This window comes from Pantoea leporis (assembly GCF_028048155.1).
Taxonomy (GTDB): domain Bacteria; phylum Pseudomonadota; class Gammaproteobacteria; order Enterobacterales; family Enterobacteriaceae; genus Pantoea; species Pantoea leporis.
Genome location: NZ_JALMEU010000005.1, coordinates 29,508 through 49,052 on the forward strand (window position 1 = coordinate 29,508; position 19,545 = coordinate 49,052).

Consider the following 19,545-nt stretch of genomic DNA (forward strand, 5'->3'; position numbering starts at 1 on the left):
AGTAAAATTGATTAAGCGTGGCGTTCAAAGAAATCGACCACCGCGTTTAGCGCTTCGGCACGCATCGCGTCTGTTTCAAACAAGATCTCATGACGCGCTCCTTTGATCACATACGGCGCGTTGCCCGCGCAGGGATGTCCTGCTGCGGCCATCGCCGTACAAAATAGATTTTGTGAGCGGTTATCCACCACATCATCTTCACTGGCCTGCAGCAGCAAGGTCGGCGTGGTGATGTTCGCTACCTGATTGAAGATGTCCCGCCCGGCCTGCACGCCTTCGCGCACCCAGTGATAAGTGGGGCCACCGACGCGAATTGCCGGATCGTCGGCGTAAAAACGCAGGTTACGGCGATAGCGTTCGCGGCTATGCGTCAGGCGGTTGATGCCAAACGGATTGGCGCGCCAGCGCCCGGTGCCCAGCGCGTAACCTTCACGCAGCGCCGGCAGTTTCTCGGTCCAGTCCAGAATGCGGTGCGCCATCCAGTCGGGCAGCGGCAGCACAATGCCAAACATCGGCGCGGAGAATACCGCAGCATGAAACGCCTGCGGCTGACGCGCCAGAAACAGCGCTAAAATCGCGCCGCCCATCGAGTGGGCCAGCACGTAGCGCTGCTGATAATGTGGACTCACGATCTCTTTCAGATACAGCGTTTCCAGATCGTCAACGTAGTCGCCAAATTCCACCACATGGCCGCGATGCGAATCTTCCAGCAGACGCTCGGAACGTCCCTGACCGCGATGGTCGAGAATCACCACATCGTAGCCGCACATGAACAGGTCGTAAGCCAGTTCGGGATACTTGATGTAGCTCTCAATGCGGCCAGGCACGACCAGAATGACACGACGATGTTGCGGTGAGGTGAAACGGACGTAGCGAATCTTGAGGTTGCCGACACCCGTGAATTCACACTCTTCACGGCGACGCCAGAAGTCGAGCAGCGGACCGGTGGCAAAGGCCGAAAAGCCTCGCTCACGTCCGAGCCAACTCTGTTTATGCTGCTGCATCCGTCCCCCTGAAAAAAACGTGATTTGCGCGCCTGTGCTGCGTAGCGTGCGGCGATTTTCTGTCGTATTGTGTCACACTTCGCTAACTTCAGGGAATGTCACACATGACCATTGAATGGTGGTTAACCTATCTGCTGACCACAACCATCCTTAGCCTTTCACCCGGTTCCGGCGCGATCAACACCATGAGCACCGGCATCAGTCACGGCTATCGCGGCGCAGCGGCATCGATTACCGGCTTGCAGTTGGGTCTGGCCATTCATATTGTGCTGGTCGGCGCCGGTTTAGGTGCGCTGTTTTCCCAATCGATTCTGGCGTTTGAAGTCCTGAAGTGGGCCGGTGCAGCCTATCTGGTATGGCTGGGCATTCAGCAGTGGCGCTCCGCGGGTGGCATCGACCTCGACGCCGTTGCCAAAGCGATGCCGCGTCGCCGCCTGTTTAAGCGTGCCGTGTTGGTGAACCTCACCAACCCGAAAAGCATCGTGTTTCTCGCTGCGCTGTTCCCGCAGTTTATTCAGCCGCACCAGCCGCAGCTCATGCAATATCTGGTGCTGGGCGTGACCACCATTGTGGTCGATATCATCGTAATGATTGGTTACGCCACGCTGGCAACGCGTATCGCCGGCTGGATTAAAGGACCGAAGCAGATGAAGCTGCTGAACCGCACCTTTGGTGGATTGTTTATGGCAGTAGGCGCGCTGCTAGCCAGCGCTCGCAGAATGGCGTAAAAGAAAATCGCACCCACGTCAAAGCCGTCGGTGGCGCAGCCAGTTCGGTGCCGGCCAGCGCGCAGCCCCCGGAGCGTACACGTCGTACGTGAGGAGGGCGAGCACTGCCCGGTGCCGAAATGGCAAGTAAACCAGGCTTAACGTGAAATGATAAGGTGAATGCCAAAACCGGCGAATAACACGCCCGCCATACCATCCACCCATTTCGCCATTCGCTGATACTTATCTCGCATCCACGGCATAGCGAAAATCGCCGCCACCAGCGTAAACCACGCGAACGTCTCTCCGATAATCAGCAGGAACAACCCCCAGCGCTCCATCGCGCCAACGTCGTTGCCAACAAACAATGAGAATACGCTACCGAAGTAGATGATCGCTTTTGGGTTCGACAGGTTAGTCAGGAAACCTTTCAGGAAGCTCATGCCCTTTTTCGGCAGCTCAACCATCGGAGCTTCCGATTGTGGCTGCTTATGACGTTGACGCGCTGAGCGCATCAGCTGCCAGCCCATCCACAGCAGATACAATCCGCCGCCGACCATAATGATTTCATGCAGCCAGGCCATTTTTTCCAGGATCAGATGCAGGCCCATCAGCGCCACTCCGGCCCAGATCACAATACCCAGCGTAATGCCCAGAACGCCCATCATCGCCTCTTTGCGTGAGCGGCTCGCCGCCGTTTGCGACACAAAGAAGAAGTCCGGGCCGGGACTCATCAGCGCAACCAGATGCACCAGCGCGACGGTGGCGAATAACATCAGCATGAATTTTTTCCTCTAACCTTCATCAACATGTTCTTTGATCATCACCAGGAACGGCTTACCAAAACGCTCCAGTTTGCGATGACCGACGCCGTTCACGCTGAGCATTTCTGACGCGCTAATCGGCATTTGTTCTGCCATTTCAATCAGCGTGGCATCGTTAAACACCACGTACGGCGGAATATTCTCTTCATCGGCAATCGCTTTGCGCAGCTTACGCAGCTTGGCAAACAGCTGGCGATCGTAATTGCCGCTGTGCACTTTCGGCGAACTGCTGCCGCGCGTTTTCACCGTCACGATACGCGGCACCGCCAGCATCAGCGGCACTTCCGCACGTAATACCGGACGCGCCGCTTCGGTGAGTTGCAGCGCCGAATGCATAGCGATGTTTTGCGTTACCATCCCGAGGTGGATCAGCTGACGCAGCACGCTGATCCAGTGTTCGTGGCTGTGCTCGCGGCCTAAGCCGTACACCGGCAGTTTGTCGTGGCCGTTGTCGCGAATGCGCTGATTACTGGCGCCGCGCAAAACTTCAACAATATAGCCCATTCCAAAGCGTTGGCCGGTACGATAGATGCTCGACAGCGCCTTTTGCGCCTCCAGCAAACCGTCGTAGCGACGCGGCGGATCGAGGCAGATATCGCAGTTATCGCACTGTTGCTGGCGACCTTCTCCGAAATAGTTCAGCAACACCAGACGACGACAGGTTTGCGCTTCAGCAAACGCGCCCATCGCGTTGAGTTTGTGGCGTTCTATATCCTGCAACGGGCCGGGCACTTTCTCTTCCAGACATTTACGCAGCCACGCCATGTCGGCCGGATCGTAAAGCATCATCGCTTCGGCAGGCAGGCCATCGCGCCCGGCGCGGCCGGTTTCCTGATAATAGGATTCGATGTTGCGCGGAATATCGAAGTGCACCACAAAGCGCACGTTGGGTTTGTTAATGCCCATCCCGAACGCCACGGTAGCGACCACGATTTGCAGATCGTCACGCTGAAAAGCTTCCTGCACGCTGGCACGCTGCGCGCTATCAATGCCGGCGTGATACGCGCCAACGCTCAAACCACGGCTTTGCAGGCGCGCGGCGGTGTCTTCCACTTTGGCGCGGCTGTTACAGTAAATGATGCCGCTTTTGCCGCGCTGATCCTGCACATAACGCAGAAGTTGCTCAGTGGGTTTGAATTTCTCCACCAGCGTGTAGCGAATATTGGGGCGGTCAAAGCTGCTGATTTGAATCAGCGGATCGTCCATCTGCAGCAGATGGACGATATCGTTACGCGTGGTTTCATCGGCGGTGGCGGTCAATGCCATGACCGGCAAATCAGGGAAGTGCTGACGCAGCTGGCCGATCGAGCCATATTCCGGACGGAAATCGTGGCCCCACTGCGAAATACAGTGCGCTTCATCCACCGCCAGCATCACCGGATTCCACTGGTGCAGGCTGTCGAGGAAATTGTCCATCATCAGACGTTCAGGCGCGATATACAGCAGCTTGAGCTTGCCGGTACGACAATCCGCAAACACCTGCTGCTGCTGCTCACGCGTCTGCGTCGAGTTGAGGCACGCTGCAGCCACGCCGTTGGCCAGCAGCTGATCGACCTGATCTTTCATCAGTGAAATCAGCGGTGAAACCACCAGCGTCAGCCCTTCGCGCACCAGCGCCGGGATTTGATAGCACAGCGATTTGCCGCCGCCAGTCGGCATCACCACCAGACAATCGCGTCCTGACAGGGCGGTTTCGATGATGTTTTGCTGACCTGGGCGGAACTGCTGATAGCCGAAGGTATCTTGTAATACCTGCTGCGCCAGCATTTCCTGATTAAGCACTGCCGATGTTGCCACGGTAATCCTGTCTTTGTTGCGGGTTAGAACAGATCGTTGAGCGTCACGCCCACGCCAAAGCGCGTCTGGCGATGGTTATAGTCAATCAATGATTCACCATAACCGCTGAAGACCTGCGTGTAAAAGCGCACGTGTTCAGAGATCGGGTAGCTCCAGGCGAAGGTTGCACCGCCAAAGCCGCTGTTCCAGTTGTAGTTACCTTCCACGCTGAAAATGTTCTCGCCCATCATGTAGCCGAGCTTGGCGCGGTAGTAACCCATGTATTTGGTGATGTCCGGGTTATCGTCATTGCTTTCACTTTCAGGCAGACGATACCAGGGTTTGATCTCTGCGAGCAGATTGCCGTTCTGCGCCATGAAGCGCGCGTAAACGCGGTTCCAGCTGCGTGAGGTCGGCTCGCTGCGGCCGTTCGACTGATGCACTAAGCCGGTTTCCACATCGCGTAAGGTCCAGCCTGCGAAAGTGTAATCGGTGGCCCAGCCGAGGAAAATTTGTGGCTCATAATCGGTTTCACGGAACGGTGATGACGCACCACGGTTCGAGAGCTGCCACCACGAGCGCTGAGTATAAGACGCCGCCAGCACCGAGTTATCGCCTAAAATGCCGCGCCACAGCGGAAACGCCAGGCTGAGCTGGAATTTTACTTCATCATTTTTAGCTTTGTCTGCCCAGTTGTACGAAGAGATCGCCTCTTTGTTCATGTCGCTGGTGTAGGTGTAGAGCAGATAGTTGTTTTCGTAAGGATAAAGCACGAACGGGTTATCGTGTTTCTCCAGCAGGTTAGCGATAATGCTGCCCTTCACTGCCGGTGCATCATGAACCTCTTTTATCGTGGCTTCTTCAGCCTGCGCCAGGCCAGGAAGGATCAGCGCCGCGGCCAGCAAGGCGTAATGCTTACGCATAGAATTCTCCAGAGAACTGCGTGTCGTAATCGTCAAGTGACGGTTCAAAAAGCAGGCCATTCTACACGCAAAACCTGCGGTTGATCAGCGCCGATTTCCGAAACTGGAAAGCGGCTCGAACGCGGCATAATATACACAACTCGTTAACATTTTAAGGCAGGCATTATGTCATCCCCGTTGCTGACACAGCAGGAAGCGCGTCGTCTGATTGGCGAAATCTTTGTTTATCACATGCCCTTCAATCAGGCGCTCGGATTAGAGCTGGATCGACTGGAAGCGGATTACGCCGAACTCGGCTTCGCCAATAAAACCATGCTGGTCGGCAACGCAGCGCAGCAGATTCTGCACGGCGGCGTGATCGCTTCAGTGCTCGATGTCGCGGCCGGGCTGGTGTGTGTCAGCTATGCGCTGACGCGTCAGGAGAGCATTACCGAGGAAGAGCTGCGTCAGCGCCTGTCGCGCATGGGCACCATCGATATGCGCGTGGATTATCTGCGCCCTGGCCGTGGCGAGCGCTTTGTCGCCACCAGCAGCCTGCTGCGCGGCGGCAACAAAGTCGCTGTGGCGCGCGTGGAGTTACATAACCAGCAAGGCGATTACATCGCCACCGCTACCGCCACCTACATGATTGGCTAATCAGTATTTTTGGAATGACATGATGGATTCGCAACAAACTCGCCAGGGTATTGGCTATGCGCTCGGCGCTTACTTCATTTGGGGCATTGCCCCCGCCTACTTCAAACTGGTCAAAGAGGTGCCCGCTACCGAGATCATGACGCATCGCGTGATTTGGTCCGCACTGTTTATGCTGTTGTTGATCACATTGACGCGCAGCTGGGCGCAGGTACGTAGCGTACTGGCTCAGCCGAAAAAGGTGCTGCTGCTGGCGCTGACCGCCATCACCATTGGCGGCAACTGGCTGCTGTTTATCTGGGCAGTGAACAATCAGCACATGCTGGAAGCCAGCCTCGGCTACTTTATCAACCCGCTGATTAATGTGGTGTTTGGCATGCTGTTCCTGCGCGAACGCTTCCGCCGCTTGCAGTGGCTGGCGGTACTGCTGGCGACCACCGGCGTGCTGGTGCAGCTGTGGCAGTTTGGATCGCTGCCGATTATCGGCCTTGGCCTGGCGTTGAGTTTTGCTTTGTACGGTTTGGTGCGCAAAAAAATTCAGGTCGATGCGCAAAGTGGCATGTTGATCGAAACGCTGTGGCTATTCCCGCTAGCGGCGATTTATCTGTTTGGTTTTGCCGATAGCGCCACCAGCCATCTCAGCGCCAACGCCATGAGCCTCAATCTCAAGCTGGTCGCGGCGGGCATTATCACCACCATTCCGCTGATGTTTTTTGCTGCCGCCTGCGCGCGTCTGCGCTTATCGACCGTCGGTTTCTTCCAGTATCTGGGTCCGACGCTGATGTTCCTGCTGGCGGTGCTGTTCTACGGCGAGCGCCTGACGCCGGATAAAATGGTGACCTTCGGCTTTATCTGGCTGGCGCTCGCCGTGTTCATTATTGATGCGGTTGCGTTCTCAGCTCGGGCGCGCATGCGCGTAGCGTGAAATAAAACGCGCCAGCGCCGGACCGGTAAGCAGAATGGTGAACAGACGCAGCGTCTGCAGCGCCATGACAAAAGCCATATCGACGCGCGTGCCGGCCGCAATAATCGCCACGGTATCCAGCCCACCCGGGCTGGTTGCCAGATAGGCGGTCATCAGATCGACGTGTAGCACGCGCGTTAGCATCCAGGCTAATCCGCCGCACAACAGCATCAAACCAAAAATCGACAACAACATTTGCGGCAGCGTTCGCAGCGCAAGTTTGAAAATCGGCCGGGTGAAACGCAATCCCACGCTCCAGCCAATCAGTGCATAGGCTAGCGCCAGCAGCCATTCCGGAACCTGCAAAGTCGCCACATCGGTGCCGTGCAATACCGCACCGATCAGCGCGGGTAGCAGCAAGGCACCAGAAGGAATTCGCAGCCTCTGGCCGAGCCACGCACCGGCGACCATCACCAGCAGCGTCAGCAGAAAGCTGCTGTGCAGCGCGGGAAACCACACCAGTTCAGCTGCACCGCCGTGGGTGCCGAGGCCAATGCGCGCCACCACGGCCGCAGCGGTGGCGACAAACAGCACGCGCAGATACTGCATAAACGCCACCAGCCGCACATCCGCCCCGAAATCACCGGCCATCGCCACCATCGCCGAAGCGCCGCCGGGCGACGATCCCCATGCGCCGGTTGGGCCGGGCAAACTACTGAAGCGTACCAGAAGAAAGCCGGACAGGCCGCTGGCCGCCAACGTCAGCACCAGCACCGCCAACACCACCGGCCAATCCTGGATCAGCGGTGTGAGAATGCCCGGCGATAAGCTCTGGCCAATCATGCAGCCGAGCACCGCTTGTGCCAGCACGAAGAAACGTTTATCGATGCGAACAGTCGCGCCGGACAAGCCCATAAAGGTGCCGACGATCATCGGGCCAAGCAGCAAGGCCGCAGGAAGATGGAACAGCTGGAGGATAATCCCCAGCACTAACGAAGCAATCAGCAGCAGTGTCCACTGAAGTCGCAATGAGAAGCGCGCCATAGGAGAGAATCAGATAGTGAGCAGAGCCAACAGGTTACGCAGAAAATTTAAGTTTATCTACCAGGTCGCTATAAATGGCGCCCCTACATTTGTCATGAGCGGTTTTGTAGGGTCGTCATTCATGACGACCTGGACTTGAGAACGGTTACAACCAGTTCTTGCGTTTGAAATAGAGGTACGGCGCCAGGCCAGCGAGAATCATCAGGCTAATCGCGCCCGGATAACCAAAGCTCCATTTCAGCTCCGGCATAAACTCGAAGTTCATGCCGTAGCTGGATGCCACCAGCGTCGGCGGCAGGAATACCACCGAAACCACTGAGAAGATCTTGATGATGCGGTTCTGCTCGATGTTGATAAAGCCCATTGCCGCCTGCATCAGGAAATTGACCTTCTGGAACAGCGATTCGTTATGCGGCAACAGCGATTCGATATCGCGCAGGATTTCACGCGCCTGCTCCAGCTGGTTGCCCGGCAGACGCGCTTTGCGCACCAGGAAGTTGAGGGCACGCTGGGTATCCATCAGACATAACCGCACTTTCCAGCCGATATCTTCCAGCTCCGCCAGACGTGACAGCGCCTGATCGTACTCTTCGCCCTGCTGGCCTTCCATGATCACGCGGCTGAGTTTCTCCAGCGCGCTATAGATGTTCTCGATCTCATCCGCCAGCTGTTCGATTTTGGTCTCAAACAGATCCAGCAGCAGCTCATAGGCGTTGCCATCGGTCAGCATCTGATTGCGTGCACGCATGCGATAGAGACGGAAAGCTGGCAGTTCGCGTTCGCGCAGCGTATACAGGCGATCTTCGCGGATGGTGAATGCCACGGTGGAGTTGCCAGCGTGGTCTTCGGCATCTTCAAAGAAGAAGAAGGAGTGAATGTGCAGGCCGTCTTCGTCTTCGAAGAAACGCGCCGAGGCTTCGATGTCTTCCAGCTCCGGACGCGTCGCCAGGCTCTGGCCGAGCTCGCATTGCACGCGATCGCGTTCGCTGTCGTCAGGTTCGATCAGATCGACCCAAACAGACGTGTTGAGTTTGTCGTTATCTTCTTCCAGCTCGATGCGCGTCAGGCGATTACGATCGAGTTTAAATGCGCTCAGCATAGCAATAACTCCCCATTTTTTCGGAATGGGACAAGGCGGTGACCACTGTAAATTACGGGCACGGCGAAGCCTGAACACGGAAACTTTCGCTTCAAGGGTAAATCAGTGCTAACTCACGCGACGAGAGTAAAAAAGGGAGGTCGCTGTTAACCGCTAAGGCTACCAGCTAAAAGAGGTAACCTTAGGAGTTCCTGTTAAACAGGTGATTGAGCCAGCATCGACTGGGCGCGTCCAAGGCATTGTCCTCTCATGATAATAGTGCGCGCATGTTACGCTGAGACGAAAAAGTCGTCAAGGTAGCGCAACCGCGCTACACCGTTTCCAGACGGGCGTAAGCCGCCACCAGCCACTTGATGCCCTGGCCCTGAAACGCCACTTGCAAACGGCTGTGTTCACCGCTGCCTTCGAGGTTGATGATGGTGCCCTCGCCGAACTTGGCATGGCGCACGCGCTGGCCGAGCGTGAAGCCGCTGTCGTTTTGCGCGATGGGCGTGCCCATGCGCTGATGGTTCACCGGACGGCTGACGCTGGCGCGCAAACGCACCTCTTCCACGCATTCTTCCGGTAGCTCGCCGATGAAGCGTGATGGACGGTGATACACTTCCTTACCATAAAGACGACGGCTTTCAGCATAGGTGAGCGTCAGCTTGACCATGGCACGCGTCACGCCAACGTAAGCCAGACGGCGCTCCTCTTCCAGACGACCGCCTTCATCCAGCGACATCTGGCTCGGGAACATGCCCTCTTCCATGCCAACGATAAATACCTGGCTGAACTCCAGCCCTTTCGCCGAGTGCATGGTCATCAGCTGCACCGCATCCTGCCATTTGTCGGCCTGGCCTTCGCCTGCCTCCAGCGCCGCATGCGACAAGAACGCCTGCAGCGGCATCAGATCTTCGTCTTCGTCCTGATAGCTGAACTGGCGCGTTGCCGTGACCAGTTCCTCAAGGTTTTCTATACGCGCCTGGCCTTTCTCGCCCTTCTCCTGCTCGTACATCACCCATAAACCGGAGTCTTTAATTACGCGATCGGTTTGCACATGCAGCGGCATCTCGGCGGTTTCGCTGGCCAGTGAATCGACCAACTCGCAGAAGCGTTGTAACGCCGACGCGGCGCGTCCGGCTAAGGCTTTGTTCTGCAACAGCTCGCGCGTGGCCTGCCACAAGGTGAGTTGCTGATCGCGCGCGGTCTGGCGCACCACATCGAGGGTACGATCGCCGACGCCGCGCACCGGCGTGTTCACCACACGCTCAAAGGCTGCATCGTCATTGCGATTGGCCATTAAACGCAGATAGGCCAGCGCATCTTTAATCTCCTGACGCTCGAAGAAGCGCATGCCGCCATAAATGCGATACGGCATGCTGCCTTGCAGCAGCGCCTCTTCCAGCACGCGCGATTGGGCGTTGCTGCGGTAGAGAATGGCGCAATCCTGCAGCGCATTGCCGTTCTCGTGCCAGCTTTTGATGCGATTGACCACAAAGCGCGCTTCATCCAGCTCGTTGAATGCGCAGTAGAGTGAGATCTTTTCACCATCGCTGCCGTCGGTCCACAGCTCTTTACCGAGGCGGCCATTGTTGTTGGCGATCAGCGTGTTCGCCGCTTTCAGAATGTTGTTGGTCGAGCGATAGTTCTGCTCCAGGCGAATGGTTTCCGCGCCGGGAAAATCCTGCAGGAAGCGCTGGATGTTCTCCACCTGCGCACCGCGCCAGCCGTAAATCGACTGATCGTCATCGCCAACAATAATCACGCGGCCGCTATCACCCGCCAGCATGCGAATCCATGCGTACTGAATATTGTTGGTATCCTGGAACTCATCCACCAGCACGTTGCTGAAACGCTCACGGTAATGGTTCAGGATATGCGGCTTGTTAAGCCAGAGTTCGTGGGCGCGCAGCAGCAGCTCGGCGAAATCCACTAAACCGGCGCGATCGCAGGCTTCCTGATACGCCTGATAGATGCGCAGCCAGGTTTGTTCAACCGGATTGCCGTAGCTTTCGATGTTTTTTGGCCGCAGGCCTTCATCTTTTTTGCCGTTGATGTACCACATGCCCTGACGCGCAGGCCACTGTTTCTCATCAAGGTTCATCGCTTTGATCAGGCGCTTCAGCAGACGCAGCTGATCGTCGCTGTCGAGGATCTGGAAATCCTGCGGCAAGCCGGCATCAAGGTGATGCGCGCGCAGTAAACGGTGCGCCAGGCCGTGGAAAGTGCCAATCCACATGCCGCCCTGGCTGGTGCCGATCAGCTGATCGATACGATGGCGCATTTCCGCCGCCGCTTTGTTGGTGAAGGTCACCGCCATAATCGAATACGGCGAGCAGTTCTCTACCGACAGCAGCCAGGCGATGCGATGCACCAGCACACGGGTTTTGCCACTGCCTGCTCCGGCCAGCACCAGCAGGTTGCTGCGCGGTGCGGCGACCGCCTCGCGCTGTTTGTCATTCAAGCCGTCAAGCAGATCAGAAACGTCCATAAGCACCGTTCGCGAAAGAAAATGAACTCAAATCCACACTGCTGCGGATAGAGCTGTATATATTTACATGTGTGGATTATAGCAGCGAGGTCAGAGATGCCAACCGATCAATTTCAACATGCGGCAGCAAACGCGCATCGTCAATCTTCATCAGATTGCCTTCACGTAGATTGATCCAGCAGGCTTGCATGCCGGCAAGCAGCGAACCGGCCACATCGGTGGTGAGATCGTCGCCGACGTGCAGAATGTGCTGCGGTGCGATGTTCAAACGCTCAGCGGCCAGATGATACATATCCTGCCACGGCTTGGCGCGACCGTGCGGACCGGCACGCAGCGCGAACTGGAAGTGGTGATGGATGCCGAGCTTTTCCGGACAGGCATTGCCGTTAGTGATCGCCACCAGCGGCACGCGCTCACCCAGCCACGTCAGCGTTTGATGCGTCTCTTCCGGCATATCGACTTCACTACGCCACTGATGGAAGACGCTCATCACGTCGCTGGCACCGGCGGTGGCTTCCGCTTTGGATAAGCCGACATTGAGCAACGCCAGCTCCACCGAGCGACGACGCCATTCAGACACGTCGTGATAAATTTCCGGCTCGCGCGCCAGCAACTCATTGCGCAGCGCCTGATAATCCGCCGGGGTGAATTCTCGCAGCGCCGGATGATACGCCTGCAGCGCAGCGTGCGATTCGGCAGTGGTTTTGCGGATGACGGGATAGTTGTCATACAGCGTGTCGTCGAGATCAAAGGTGATTGCTTTGATTGGGCCGAGCGGACGATAAAACTTCATTAAGACTTTCCTCGTTTGGCACGCGGATGGGCCGCATCGTAAACCGTCGCCAGATGCTGGAAATCCAGATGGGTGTAGATTTGCGTGGTCGCCAGATTGGCGTGACCGAGCAGTTCCTGTACCGCGCGCAGATCGCCGCTTGATTCCAGCAAATGCGTGGCAAAAGAGTGGCGCAGTTTATGCGGATGAATATGGCTGGCAACGCCTTGCTTGATGCCCCATTCGGCAAAACGCTTCTGCACGTTGCGCGTCGAAATCCGGCTGCCGCGGCTGGAGACAAACACCGCATCATCCTGCGGCGCAAAGCTAGCACGCAGCGGTAACCAGTGCTGAATCCAGGTGACCGCCGTGCCGCCAATCGGTACGCGGCGCTCTTTGCTGCCTTTACCCAGCACCCGCACTTCACCGGCCTCCAAATCCATGTGGCGACAATCCATATTCACCAGCTCAGACAGACGCAAACCACCGCCGTACATGGTTTCCAGCATCGCGCGGTCGCGTACCGCCAGCGGATCGTTGAGCTCGATCTCCAGCAGTTGGTTAACTTCGTCGACATCCATGTTTTTCGGCAGATGGCGCGCATTACGCGGCGAGGCGATGCCTTTGGCGGGATTGGCGCTCAGCATGCCCTGATACACTTGCCAGTCGAGAAAACTGCGCAGCGCCGACATACGCAGCGCCAGACTGCTGGCGCCTAAACCGCCCCGCCGGCTGCGTGCCGCCAGGCTGCGCACCTGCGCCGGTTCCAGCTGCGACCAGCTCGTCAGCTTCATCTCATCGGCCATTGCTATAATCGCCTGCAATTGCCGTTGGTAATTCTTTTGCGTCAGCGGACTCAGCTGGCGTTCGACCTTGAGATAACGCAGAAAGCCATCCACGGCCGGCAGCAGCGGACTGACGTGACTCATGCGCGTTCAATCCAGCGTGACAGCAGATCCGGCAACATTTGCGCCAGATGCTGCAGCAGCAGCGTGCCCATGCCCGCCTGATAATGCTGATTATCGCGGCTGGTGAACATTAATATGCCCAGCTCGCCGCGTTCGCCCATCAGCGACATCGCTACCGAGCCAATCGCTTTGGCCTGCGGCAACAGCAGTAGCAATTCCGGACCGTTCAGGCTGCCGAGATAGTGATGTTCATTGCCGAAGCGCTGAATGCGCAGCGGTTCGAATGCCTGACGTGACAAGCCGAGCTGGGTGAAATCAGAGGGTGCGCCGATGTGCCACTTGTCATTGAACACGCGTACGTGTGCGCCGGCCAGACCCAGTTCGCGCGCCCAGCGGTGCAGACGCGTTAGCATCTCTTGCAAGCTGTCGGCGGCGGCGAGATGACCTTGCAGCGCCAGCAGGCGATCAAACAGCTGATGGTTGGCGGTAGCCTGCTCCATCAGCAGCGTGATCTCCTCTTCTAACTGCTGGATGTGGTTGCGCTGCCGCGCCATATGCCACTCCACCAGCGAAACACTGCCGCGTACCGGATGCGGCACCATCATCTGTTCAACCTGGCGCGCATTGCGAATAAAAAAATCGGGGTTTTGACGCAGAAATGCGCTTACCGATTGATCGTCCAGCAAAACCTCGCTTTCGGTTTGCTCTTCGACATTTTTCATAGATGAATAAACCCATCGTAGACGTGTGTGGCTGGACCGGTCATAAACAGCGGTTGCCCTTCCCCTTTCCAGGCAATGTGCAGCGTTCCGCCCGGCAAATCGACGCGGACATTTTCCGCCAGAATGCCCTGCTGAACACCGCAGGCGACCGCCGCACAGGCGCCGCTGCCGCATGCCTGGGTTTCGCCTGCGCCACGTTCATACACGCGCAGACGGATGTGTTCACGATTGACCACTTCCATAAAGCCGACGTTGACGCGCTCCGGGAATCGCTCGTGGCTTTCCAGCTCTGGGCCCAGCGTTTCCACCGGCGCGGTTTTCACGCTTTCTACCTGAATCACGCAGTGCGGATTGCCCATCGATACCGCACCAAACATCACGGTTTGCTCGGCCACCCGCTGCAAATAAAGGTTCTCTGCTTTATTCGCGCGAAGCGGCACGCTTTGCGGTTCGAAGTTGGGTTGACCCATATTGACGCGCACCAGCTCATCATTGGTAACGCTGAGCACCATGCGGCCGGTTTGCGTGCTGACACGAATGTCGCTTTTATTGGTCAAACCTTTCAGACGCACAAAGCGGGCAAAGCAGCGTGCGCCGTTGCCGCACTGCGCGACTTCGCTGCCATCGGCGTTGAAAATGCGGTAATGGAAATCGAGATCCGGATCGTAAGGCGGTTCAACGATCAGTAGCTGATCAAAACCGATCCCCAGATTTCTGTCCGCCAGGCGGCGAATCAGTTCCGGCGAAAAAAAGACGTTTTGCGTCACAGCATCCACAACCATAAAGTCGTTGCCGAGACCGTGCATTTTTGAGAACTGCATTTTCTGCTCCGCCGGATTACTCATAGAGTTTAGTTAGCCTGCGAACCAGGCTTGCTGGTGACCAAACCACCAACATCAGCATCCTGAGCCGCTTTTTGCTGCTGCGCGGTGACCTGCTGTTTCGGCTTGTTTGGCTGATCTTTCGGCGGGAAATACAGCGGTCCTTTTAGGCCACAGCCTACCAGGCTGACCAGTGCCAGCGCCATACCCAGCTGACTCATCACTCGTATCATTCTGTCTGCTCTTCTGTCCTAAAGCCATGGTTGCTTATCATCGCAGTTGACGTTGTAAAAGCAACAGGAAATAGCCGCATTTCCTGCGGCAGGTCAGAGTAACAGCGCATCCCGCCGCGCGAACGCGGGCGGGATCAATGCATTTGGTAGCGCGGCTGGAAGTCGCCGTTGTCGTTGTCAGGCTGGGTAGCGCAGAGCTGCGTCAGCGTTTGGCTGCGGAAAGGAATCACCTGGAAACGTTCGCCAGTGTTCACAATCTGGTAGAACTGCGGCAGGTTAAAGTTGATAAAGCTGGAACCGTAGGTAAAACGGTCATGCGACGATGAGTAGAATCGACTCACGTCACGCACCAGCTCTTCTTTACTGCCTTCGCAATGGTGATAAACCTCAACGCGATTGGTTTCGTCGAGGATATAGATGTTGAAGCCGCGATCGTCATTAGTATCTTCAAAGAAGAACTGAATGATGCCTTCGCTGGCGTAGCCGTTCACCACCGGCGGCAGCGGCGTCTGGTTCGATTCCACTTTAATCGACAAGCCATGCAGCTTGTTGTTAGAAATCGCGCCATAAAATTCCACGGCGTTTTCCAGCTTCTGCACCGACACGCTCATGCGTTCGAAGAATAAGCCCCAGGTTTGGCCCGCCATGCGTAACGCTTTAAAGCGGCCCGGTTCCTGACGCGTGCTCGACAGACGCAGCTCAATGCATTCCGAAACCAGCTGCTGCACGCGAGTACGAATTAAACCGCGCAGATGCTGGCTGTAGCAGAATACTTCCACCGTATCCGGCGGCGCTGCATCCTGATGCATTTTGCCGAGAATGGTTTTCAGCGCCTCAATCATCGCCTGCTCGCCATTGAAGTGCAGCGTACGCACTTCATTCCACGAGTTGCGATAGAGCAGATCGATGCTGCCAATCAAACATTGCTGCTGCTGACCGAAGCTGAACACATCCAGCTTACGGAAATCAAAATGCACCACCTGATTGCGGAATGCGGAGGTAGGATCGTGTTCCAGGTTAACGATAATCGCTAAGTGACGAATTTCGCACGGGCTGTAGAGCGCTTTCGGCGTCGGTGCTGGCACGCGCAGCGGGAAGTGGCTCGACACATCGTTAACCAGTTCCTGCAGACGCGGCAGATCGCACAGATCGTTGCCCTTCATATGCAGACGCGTTTTACTGGTCAGCAAACCGTTAAACCACGCCCACGCCACCAGCTTGTTCAGATAGCGATTATATTCCAGCGGCTGATGGCTGATGATGGAACTCATGTCCGGCGATTGGTTATACAGATACCAACCGGCGCGATTAGCGCGGCCCGCCGGGACATGAATAAAGGTAAGATTCTCTTCCGAGAGATCGGGCGAAATCTGCGGGTTCACTAAAGTGACTTTACCCGGCAGCGCCTCGAACGCGGCATACAGTTTACGCGTCAGCACGCCGATATCCTGCGGGCTGGCGCTGACGCTTAAATTGTTGCGACGCGCAAAGCGAATCAGGTTGCGATAGCTCTGCATCATCGCATCCAGCAGCTCGTTGTGCGCTTCGCGTACCCGTTCGATTTTCCACTGCGCGCGGTTATCCAGTACCGCTAACTTCTCTTCATCCCAGCCCCACTCTTTAACCAGCTGCGATAAGATCTCGCGCCGCCAGCCGGTGCGCTGATGATGGTGATCTTCGCTCGAGAGCTTTTCACACACTTTTAAATAGAAACATCGACGCACTAAATCGAGGCGCGCCATGTCATCAACGCTGGTGAGATAGCGCGTCACGCGCTCCAGCATCATGCAGTAAGGATCGAGACCGAAGGAGACAATTTCGCCGTCGTGCAGGCGCTGCTTGATGTCCATCGACAAGAGCTGCGTGTCGGGATATTCCCAGCTGTAGGCTTCCAGCAGCAGGGTTTTCAGCACCGCTTTATACGGCGAGTCGATACTTTTATACAGCTGCCACAAGCTGGCACCGAAGTACTCTTCCGCCGACAGCGTGCCAAGGCCGCCGAGATCCAGCCACTCATTCGGCGTCAGGACGCCTTGTGAATAGAGCGACATGACGTAATCGTCGTAATGGTGCTCCTCTTCGCCAGGCACCATATTCCACAGGATGCGTTTACCCGCCATACGCACGGCGGTACGGTAGAACTCATCCAGCAGCAAAATATGTTGGGTAGAACCGCAGTCTTCACCGCCGAGGCTACCGCTTTCGTTATGGCGGAAACGGTTCTCGTCAATCAGGAAGAAGCTGACTTCCACACCCATCGACACACACCATTTCTGCAACAGCGTACACTTACGCTGCAGATTGAGGCGCTCTTCATTATCCAGCCACGATTGGTGGCATACCCAGATGTCGAGGTCGGAAATGCTGTTTTGCCCAACCGACGAGGTGCTGCCCATTGAGTAAATGCCGGTAATTGGACGTTCGCCCGCGACGGCGGCGGTGAGATCGAGCGGTTGTCCGCCCGCTAAGTTCTGCAGTAGCTGGAATTGATTTTCATCGGGCGTGTAAAGGCAGACGCCATGCGGAACGCTACCTTCGAGGTAGCCCGGCATCAGCGGATGATGGTAGTGCAATAATGTTGGCAGCAGACTGTAGACTTGCTGGAAAGCAGGCCCCATGGCAGCCAGTGCGCGATCTACACGCAGCTGGTTAATCGCATCCAGTCTCTGTTTTAGTGTCTCAATGTAGAGGTACAAGACGTTTCGCCTGATTGTCCCAGTGTTAAGCACCCTGTTTCCGCATTCTGCCGCTTAATAATAAAGATATCGGGCAAATAATTGCTGGAAACGTGATCAATCTAACACCCGGAGGATTGACCGTAAAGAAAGTTGCGCTACTTAACAGTTTAGCATGTTCCGACCGTAGCCCTGCTTTTTTCAGACTTCGACATAAAACTGCGACCCGCAAGATCCAGGCGCAGTCTGACATCGCGGCCTTTTCAATCCGTTGAAACTGACAGCATTCCCCTATCAATGATAGGATATTCGATGAACGATCAAAATGGTTAACAGCATGTTAAACAAAATTTTCAGAATTGCTACCAGACAAAGTCCCCTTGCTTTGTGGCAGGCACAATATGTCCAACAGCGTCTGATGGCGGCTCATCCGGGTCTGCAAGTTGAGTTGCTGCCGATGGTCACCAAAGGTGATGTCATCCTTGATACGCCACTGGCAAAGGTTGGCGGCAAAGGGCTGTTCGTTAAAGAGCTTGAGCTGGCAATGCTGGAAGGCCGCGCCGATCTCGCCGTGCACTCAATGAAAGATGTGCCGATCGATTTTCCACAAGGCCTCGGTCTGGTGACCATTTGCGAGCGTGAAGATCCGCGCGATGCTTTCGTCTCCAATCGTTACAACAGTGTTGATGAGCTGCCGCAAGGCGCGGTTGTCGGGACGTCCAGCCTGCGTCGCCAGTGCCAGCTTAGCGCCCGTCGTCCGGATTTAGTGATTCGCTCACTGCGCGGCAACGTCGGCACGCGTCTTGGCAAACTTGATGCCGGTGAATATGACGCCATCATTCTGGCGGCGGCCGGTTTGAAGCGTTTAGGTCTGGAAGATCGCATCCGTCAGGCAATGCCTGCCGAGATCTCCCTGCCCGCCGTGGGTCAGGGCGCCGTCGGCATTGAATGCCGCGCAGATGATGAGCAATTGATTACGCTGCTACAGGCGTTGAATCACGACGATACCGCCGTGTGCGTCCGCGCCGAACGCGCAATGAACACGCGGCTGGAAGGCGGTTGTCAGGTGCCTATCGGCAGCTTCGCGGTGCTGGAAGACGATCAGCTGTGGCTGCGCGGATTAGTTGGCTCACCGGACGGCTGTCAAATGGTGGTCGGCGAGCGTCGCGGTCCACGCGATCACGCCGAAAGAATGGGGGTTTCGCTGGCCGAAGAGCTGTTGGATGGCGGCGCGCGCGACATTCTGCGTGAAGTGTATCAAGGTCAACCGCCAGTATGACCATCCTCGTGACCCGCCCGGAACCGGCCGCCACTGAACTGGTCTCGCGTTTGCGCAGCCTGGGCAAGCTGGCATGGGGCTTCCCGCTGATTGAATTTACGCCGGGTCGCGATCTTATCCATTTGCCAAGCCAACTTGCGGCGTTACAGCCAGGCGATCTGGTGTTTTTACTGTCGCAGCAGGTCGTTACTTTCGCCGAGCCCGCTTTACAGCAAAGCGCGACAACATGGCCTGAAGCCCTCAACTATTATGCTATTGGTCGCAGCACCGCTTTAGCCCTGCATACCGTCAGTAATCTCAAAGTAGACTATCCTCATGCGCGGGAGACCAGCGAAGAGCTGGTGCGCCTGAACCGTCTGCAGCAGGTTAGTGGCAAACGCGCGCTGATTCTGCGCGGCAGTCCGGGGCGCGAGTTGCTGGCAGAAACGCTGATTGAACGCGGCGTTGAGGTGCAATACTGCGAGTGTTATCAGCGCTGTGAAAAGCACTACAACGGCGCGACTGAAGGCCGCCGCTGGCGCGATCGCGGTATTACAACGCTGGTGGTAACCAGCGGCGAAATGTTACAACAACTCTTTTCTCTGTTTCCGCCAATTGATCGTCGGGAATGGTTACTGCACTGTCGGCTTGTGGTCGTCAGTGAACGTTTGGCTACGCAAGCCGCTGAATTAGGCTGGCAGGACATTGATGTAGCCGATGGTGCCGATAACGATGCGCTGCTGCGCGCGTTACGCTGAACTTAACAATG

At 56.5% G+C, this 19,545-nt stretch carries 18 protein-coding genes; 5 read left to right on the forward strand and 13 right to left on the reverse strand.

Going from position 1 to position 19,545, the window contains the following annotated elements; translation table 11 throughout:
* Window positions 1–11: 11 nt before the first annotated feature.
* Window positions 12–1,004: a lysophospholipase L2 gene (gene pldB / locus MWH02_RS14585; RefSeq protein ID WP_101763745.1), complete on the reverse strand. Its 993-nt coding sequence runs from the start codon at window positions 1,002–1,004 to the stop codon at window positions 12–14.
* Between the two features lie 104 nt (window positions 1,005–1,108).
* Here pldB and rhtB point away from each other — a divergent pair, with 104 nt between their 5' ends.
* Window positions 1,109–1,732, forward strand: a complete 624-nt coding sequence (gene rhtB / locus MWH02_RS14590) for a homoserine/homoserine lactone efflux protein (RefSeq protein WP_101763746.1) — start codon at window positions 1,109–1,111, stop codon at window positions 1,730–1,732.
* 137 nt (window positions 1,733–1,869) lie between these two features.
* Here rhtB and rhtC read toward each other — a convergent pair whose 3' ends face one another.
* The 3 genes from rhtC to pldA are packed head-to-tail and all read right to left on the reverse strand — an operon-like array spanning window position 1,870 to window position 5,234.
* On the reverse strand, window positions 1,870–2,493 hold the full coding sequence (gene rhtC / locus MWH02_RS14595; RefSeq protein WP_271460900.1) for a threonine export protein RhtC: 624 nt from the start codon (window positions 2,491–2,493) through the stop codon (window positions 1,870–1,872).
* A gap of 12 nt (window positions 2,494–2,505) precedes the next feature.
* Window positions 2,506–4,332, reverse strand: coding sequence for an ATP-dependent DNA helicase RecQ (gene recQ, locus MWH02_RS14600; RefSeq protein ID WP_101763748.1), 1,827 nt, complete (start codon window positions 4,330–4,332; stop codon window positions 2,506–2,508).
* A 23-nt stretch (window positions 4,333–4,355) separates the two neighbouring features.
* Entirely contained in the window at window positions 4,356–5,234 is an 879-nt protein-coding gene (gene pldA, locus MWH02_RS14605; protein WP_101763749.1) for a phospholipase A, read from the reverse strand.
* Window positions 5,235–5,399: 165 nt separating this feature from the next.
* Between pldA and MWH02_RS14610 the strand changes: the two genes are divergently transcribed.
* Both MWH02_RS14610 and rarD read left to right on the forward strand, forming a co-directional pair.
* Window positions 5,400–5,870 (forward strand): thioesterase family protein, encoded by a 471-nt coding sequence (locus tag MWH02_RS14610; RefSeq protein WP_101763750.1) that lies wholly within the window; start codon window positions 5,400–5,402, stop codon window positions 5,868–5,870.
* Window positions 5,871–5,892: 22 nt separating this feature from the next.
* Entirely contained in the window at window positions 5,893–6,792 is a 900-nt protein-coding gene (gene rarD, locus MWH02_RS14615) for an EamA family transporter RarD (RefSeq protein WP_192236906.1), read from the forward strand.
* Here the strand turns inward: rarD and MWH02_RS14620 are convergent.
* The 9 genes from MWH02_RS14620 to MWH02_RS14660 form a co-directional block, all read right to left on the reverse strand.
* Entirely contained in the window at window positions 6,763–7,815 is a 1,053-nt protein-coding gene (locus MWH02_RS14620) for an AbrB family transcriptional regulator (protein ID WP_210081002.1), read from the reverse strand. The genes rarD and MWH02_RS14620 overlap by 30 nt on opposite strands.
* Before the next feature lie 145 nt (window positions 7,816–7,960).
* Complete coding sequence (corA, locus tag MWH02_RS14625) at window positions 7,961–8,914, reverse strand: magnesium/cobalt transporter CorA (protein WP_008105777.1); 954 nt, start codon at window positions 8,912–8,914, stop codon at window positions 7,961–7,963.
* 310 nt (window positions 8,915–9,224) lie between these two features.
* Window positions 9,225–11,387 (reverse strand): DNA helicase II, encoded by a 2,163-nt coding sequence (gene uvrD / locus MWH02_RS14630; protein WP_271460901.1) that lies wholly within the window; start codon window positions 11,385–11,387, stop codon window positions 9,225–9,227.
* Between the two features lie 76 nt (window positions 11,388–11,463).
* Entirely contained in the window at window positions 11,464–12,180 is a 717-nt protein-coding gene (gene yigB, locus MWH02_RS14635; protein ID WP_110867923.1) for a 5-amino-6-(5-phospho-D-ribitylamino)uracil phosphatase YigB, read from the reverse strand.
* Window positions 12,180–13,088 (reverse strand): tyrosine recombinase XerC, encoded by a 909-nt coding sequence (gene xerC / locus MWH02_RS14640; protein ID WP_271460902.1) that lies wholly within the window; start codon window positions 13,086–13,088, stop codon window positions 12,180–12,182. The genes yigB and xerC overlap by 1 nt, the downstream gene beginning before the upstream one ends.
* On the reverse strand, window positions 13,085–13,789 hold the full coding sequence (locus MWH02_RS14645; protein ID WP_101763756.1) for a DUF484 domain-containing protein: 705 nt from the start codon (window positions 13,787–13,789) through the stop codon (window positions 13,085–13,087). The genes xerC and MWH02_RS14645 overlap by 4 nt, the downstream gene beginning before the upstream one ends.
* Window positions 13,786–14,610: a diaminopimelate epimerase gene (dapF, locus tag MWH02_RS14650; protein WP_110867946.1), complete on the reverse strand. Its 825-nt coding sequence runs from the start codon at window positions 14,608–14,610 to the stop codon at window positions 13,786–13,788. The genes MWH02_RS14645 and dapF overlap by 4 nt, the downstream gene beginning before the upstream one ends.
* Window positions 14,611–14,639: 29 nt before the next feature.
* Window positions 14,640–14,843, reverse strand: coding sequence for an LPS translocon maturation chaperone LptM (gene lptM / locus MWH02_RS14655; protein WP_101763757.1), 204 nt, complete (start codon window positions 14,841–14,843; stop codon window positions 14,640–14,642).
* 134 nt (window positions 14,844–14,977) lie between these two features.
* Window positions 14,978–17,539 (reverse strand): class I adenylate cyclase, encoded by a 2,562-nt coding sequence (locus MWH02_RS14660; protein ID WP_101763758.1) that lies wholly within the window; start codon window positions 17,537–17,539, stop codon window positions 14,978–14,980.
* A 316-nt stretch (window positions 17,540–17,855) separates the two neighbouring features.
* Here MWH02_RS14660 and hemC point away from each other — a divergent pair, with 316 nt between their 5' ends.
* On the forward strand, window positions 17,856–18,797 hold the full coding sequence (gene hemC / locus MWH02_RS14665) for a hydroxymethylbilane synthase (protein ID WP_271460903.1): 942 nt from the start codon (window positions 17,856–17,858) through the stop codon (window positions 18,795–18,797).
* Window positions 18,794–19,534, forward strand: coding sequence for a uroporphyrinogen-III synthase (hemD, locus tag MWH02_RS14670; protein ID WP_101763759.1), 741 nt, complete (start codon window positions 18,794–18,796; stop codon window positions 19,532–19,534). The genes hemC and hemD overlap by 4 nt, the downstream gene beginning before the upstream one ends.
* The last annotated feature ends 11 nt before the right edge of the window (window positions 19,535–19,545 follow it).

Bases quoted from the DNA above. Each gene is read 5' to 3' on its own strand.
- pldB (WP_101763745.1), bottom strand. From the start codon at position 1,004: ATGCAGCAGCATAAACAGAGTTGGCTCGGACGTGAGCGAGGCTTTTCG.
- rhtB (WP_101763746.1), top strand. From the start codon at position 1,109: ATGACCATTGAATGGTGGTTAACCTATCTGCTGACCACAACCATCCTT.
- rhtC (WP_271460900.1), bottom strand. From the start codon at position 2,493: ATGCTGATGTTATTCGCCACCGTCGCGCTGGTGCATCTGGTTGCGCTG.
- pldA (WP_101763749.1), bottom strand. From the start codon at position 5,234: ATGCGTAAGCATTACGCCTTGCTGGCCGCGGCGCTGATCCTTCCTGGC.
- MWH02_RS14610 (WP_101763750.1), top strand. From the start codon at position 5,400: ATGTCATCCCCGTTGCTGACACAGCAGGAAGCGCGTCGTCTGATTGGC.
- rarD (WP_192236906.1), top strand. From the start codon at position 5,893: ATGGATTCGCAACAAACTCGCCAGGGTATTGGCTATGCGCTCGGCGCT.
- MWH02_RS14620 (WP_210081002.1), bottom strand. From the start codon at position 7,815: ATGGCGCGCTTCTCATTGCGACTTCAGTGGACACTGCTGCTGATTGCT.
- corA (WP_008105777.1), bottom strand. From the start codon at position 8,914: ATGCTGAGCGCATTTAAACTCGATCGTAATCGCCTGACGCGCATCGAG.
- uvrD (WP_271460901.1), bottom strand. From the start codon at position 11,387: ATGGACGTTTCTGATCTGCTTGACGGCTTGAATGACAAACAGCGCGAG.
- yigB (WP_110867923.1), bottom strand. From the start codon at position 12,180: ATGAAGTTTTATCGTCCGCTCGGCCCAATCAAAGCAATCACCTTTGAT.
- xerC (WP_271460902.1), bottom strand. From the start codon at position 13,088: ATGAGTCACGTCAGTCCGCTGCTGCCGGCCGTGGATGGCTTTCTGCGT.
- MWH02_RS14645 (WP_101763756.1), bottom strand. From the start codon at position 13,789: ATGAAAAATGTCGAAGAGCAAACCGAAAGCGAGGTTTTGCTGGACGAT.
- dapF (WP_110867946.1), bottom strand. From the start codon at position 14,610: ATGCAGTTCTCAAAAATGCACGGTCTCGGCAACGACTTTATGGTTGTG.
- lptM (WP_101763757.1), bottom strand. From the start codon at position 14,843: ATGATACGAGTGATGAGTCAGCTGGGTATGGCGCTGGCACTGGTCAGC.
- hemC (WP_271460903.1), top strand. From the start codon at position 17,856: ATGTTAAACAAAATTTTCAGAATTGCTACCAGACAAAGTCCCCTTGCT.
- hemD (WP_101763759.1), top strand. From the start codon at position 18,794: ATGACCATCCTCGTGACCCGCCCGGAACCGGCCGCCACTGAACTGGTC.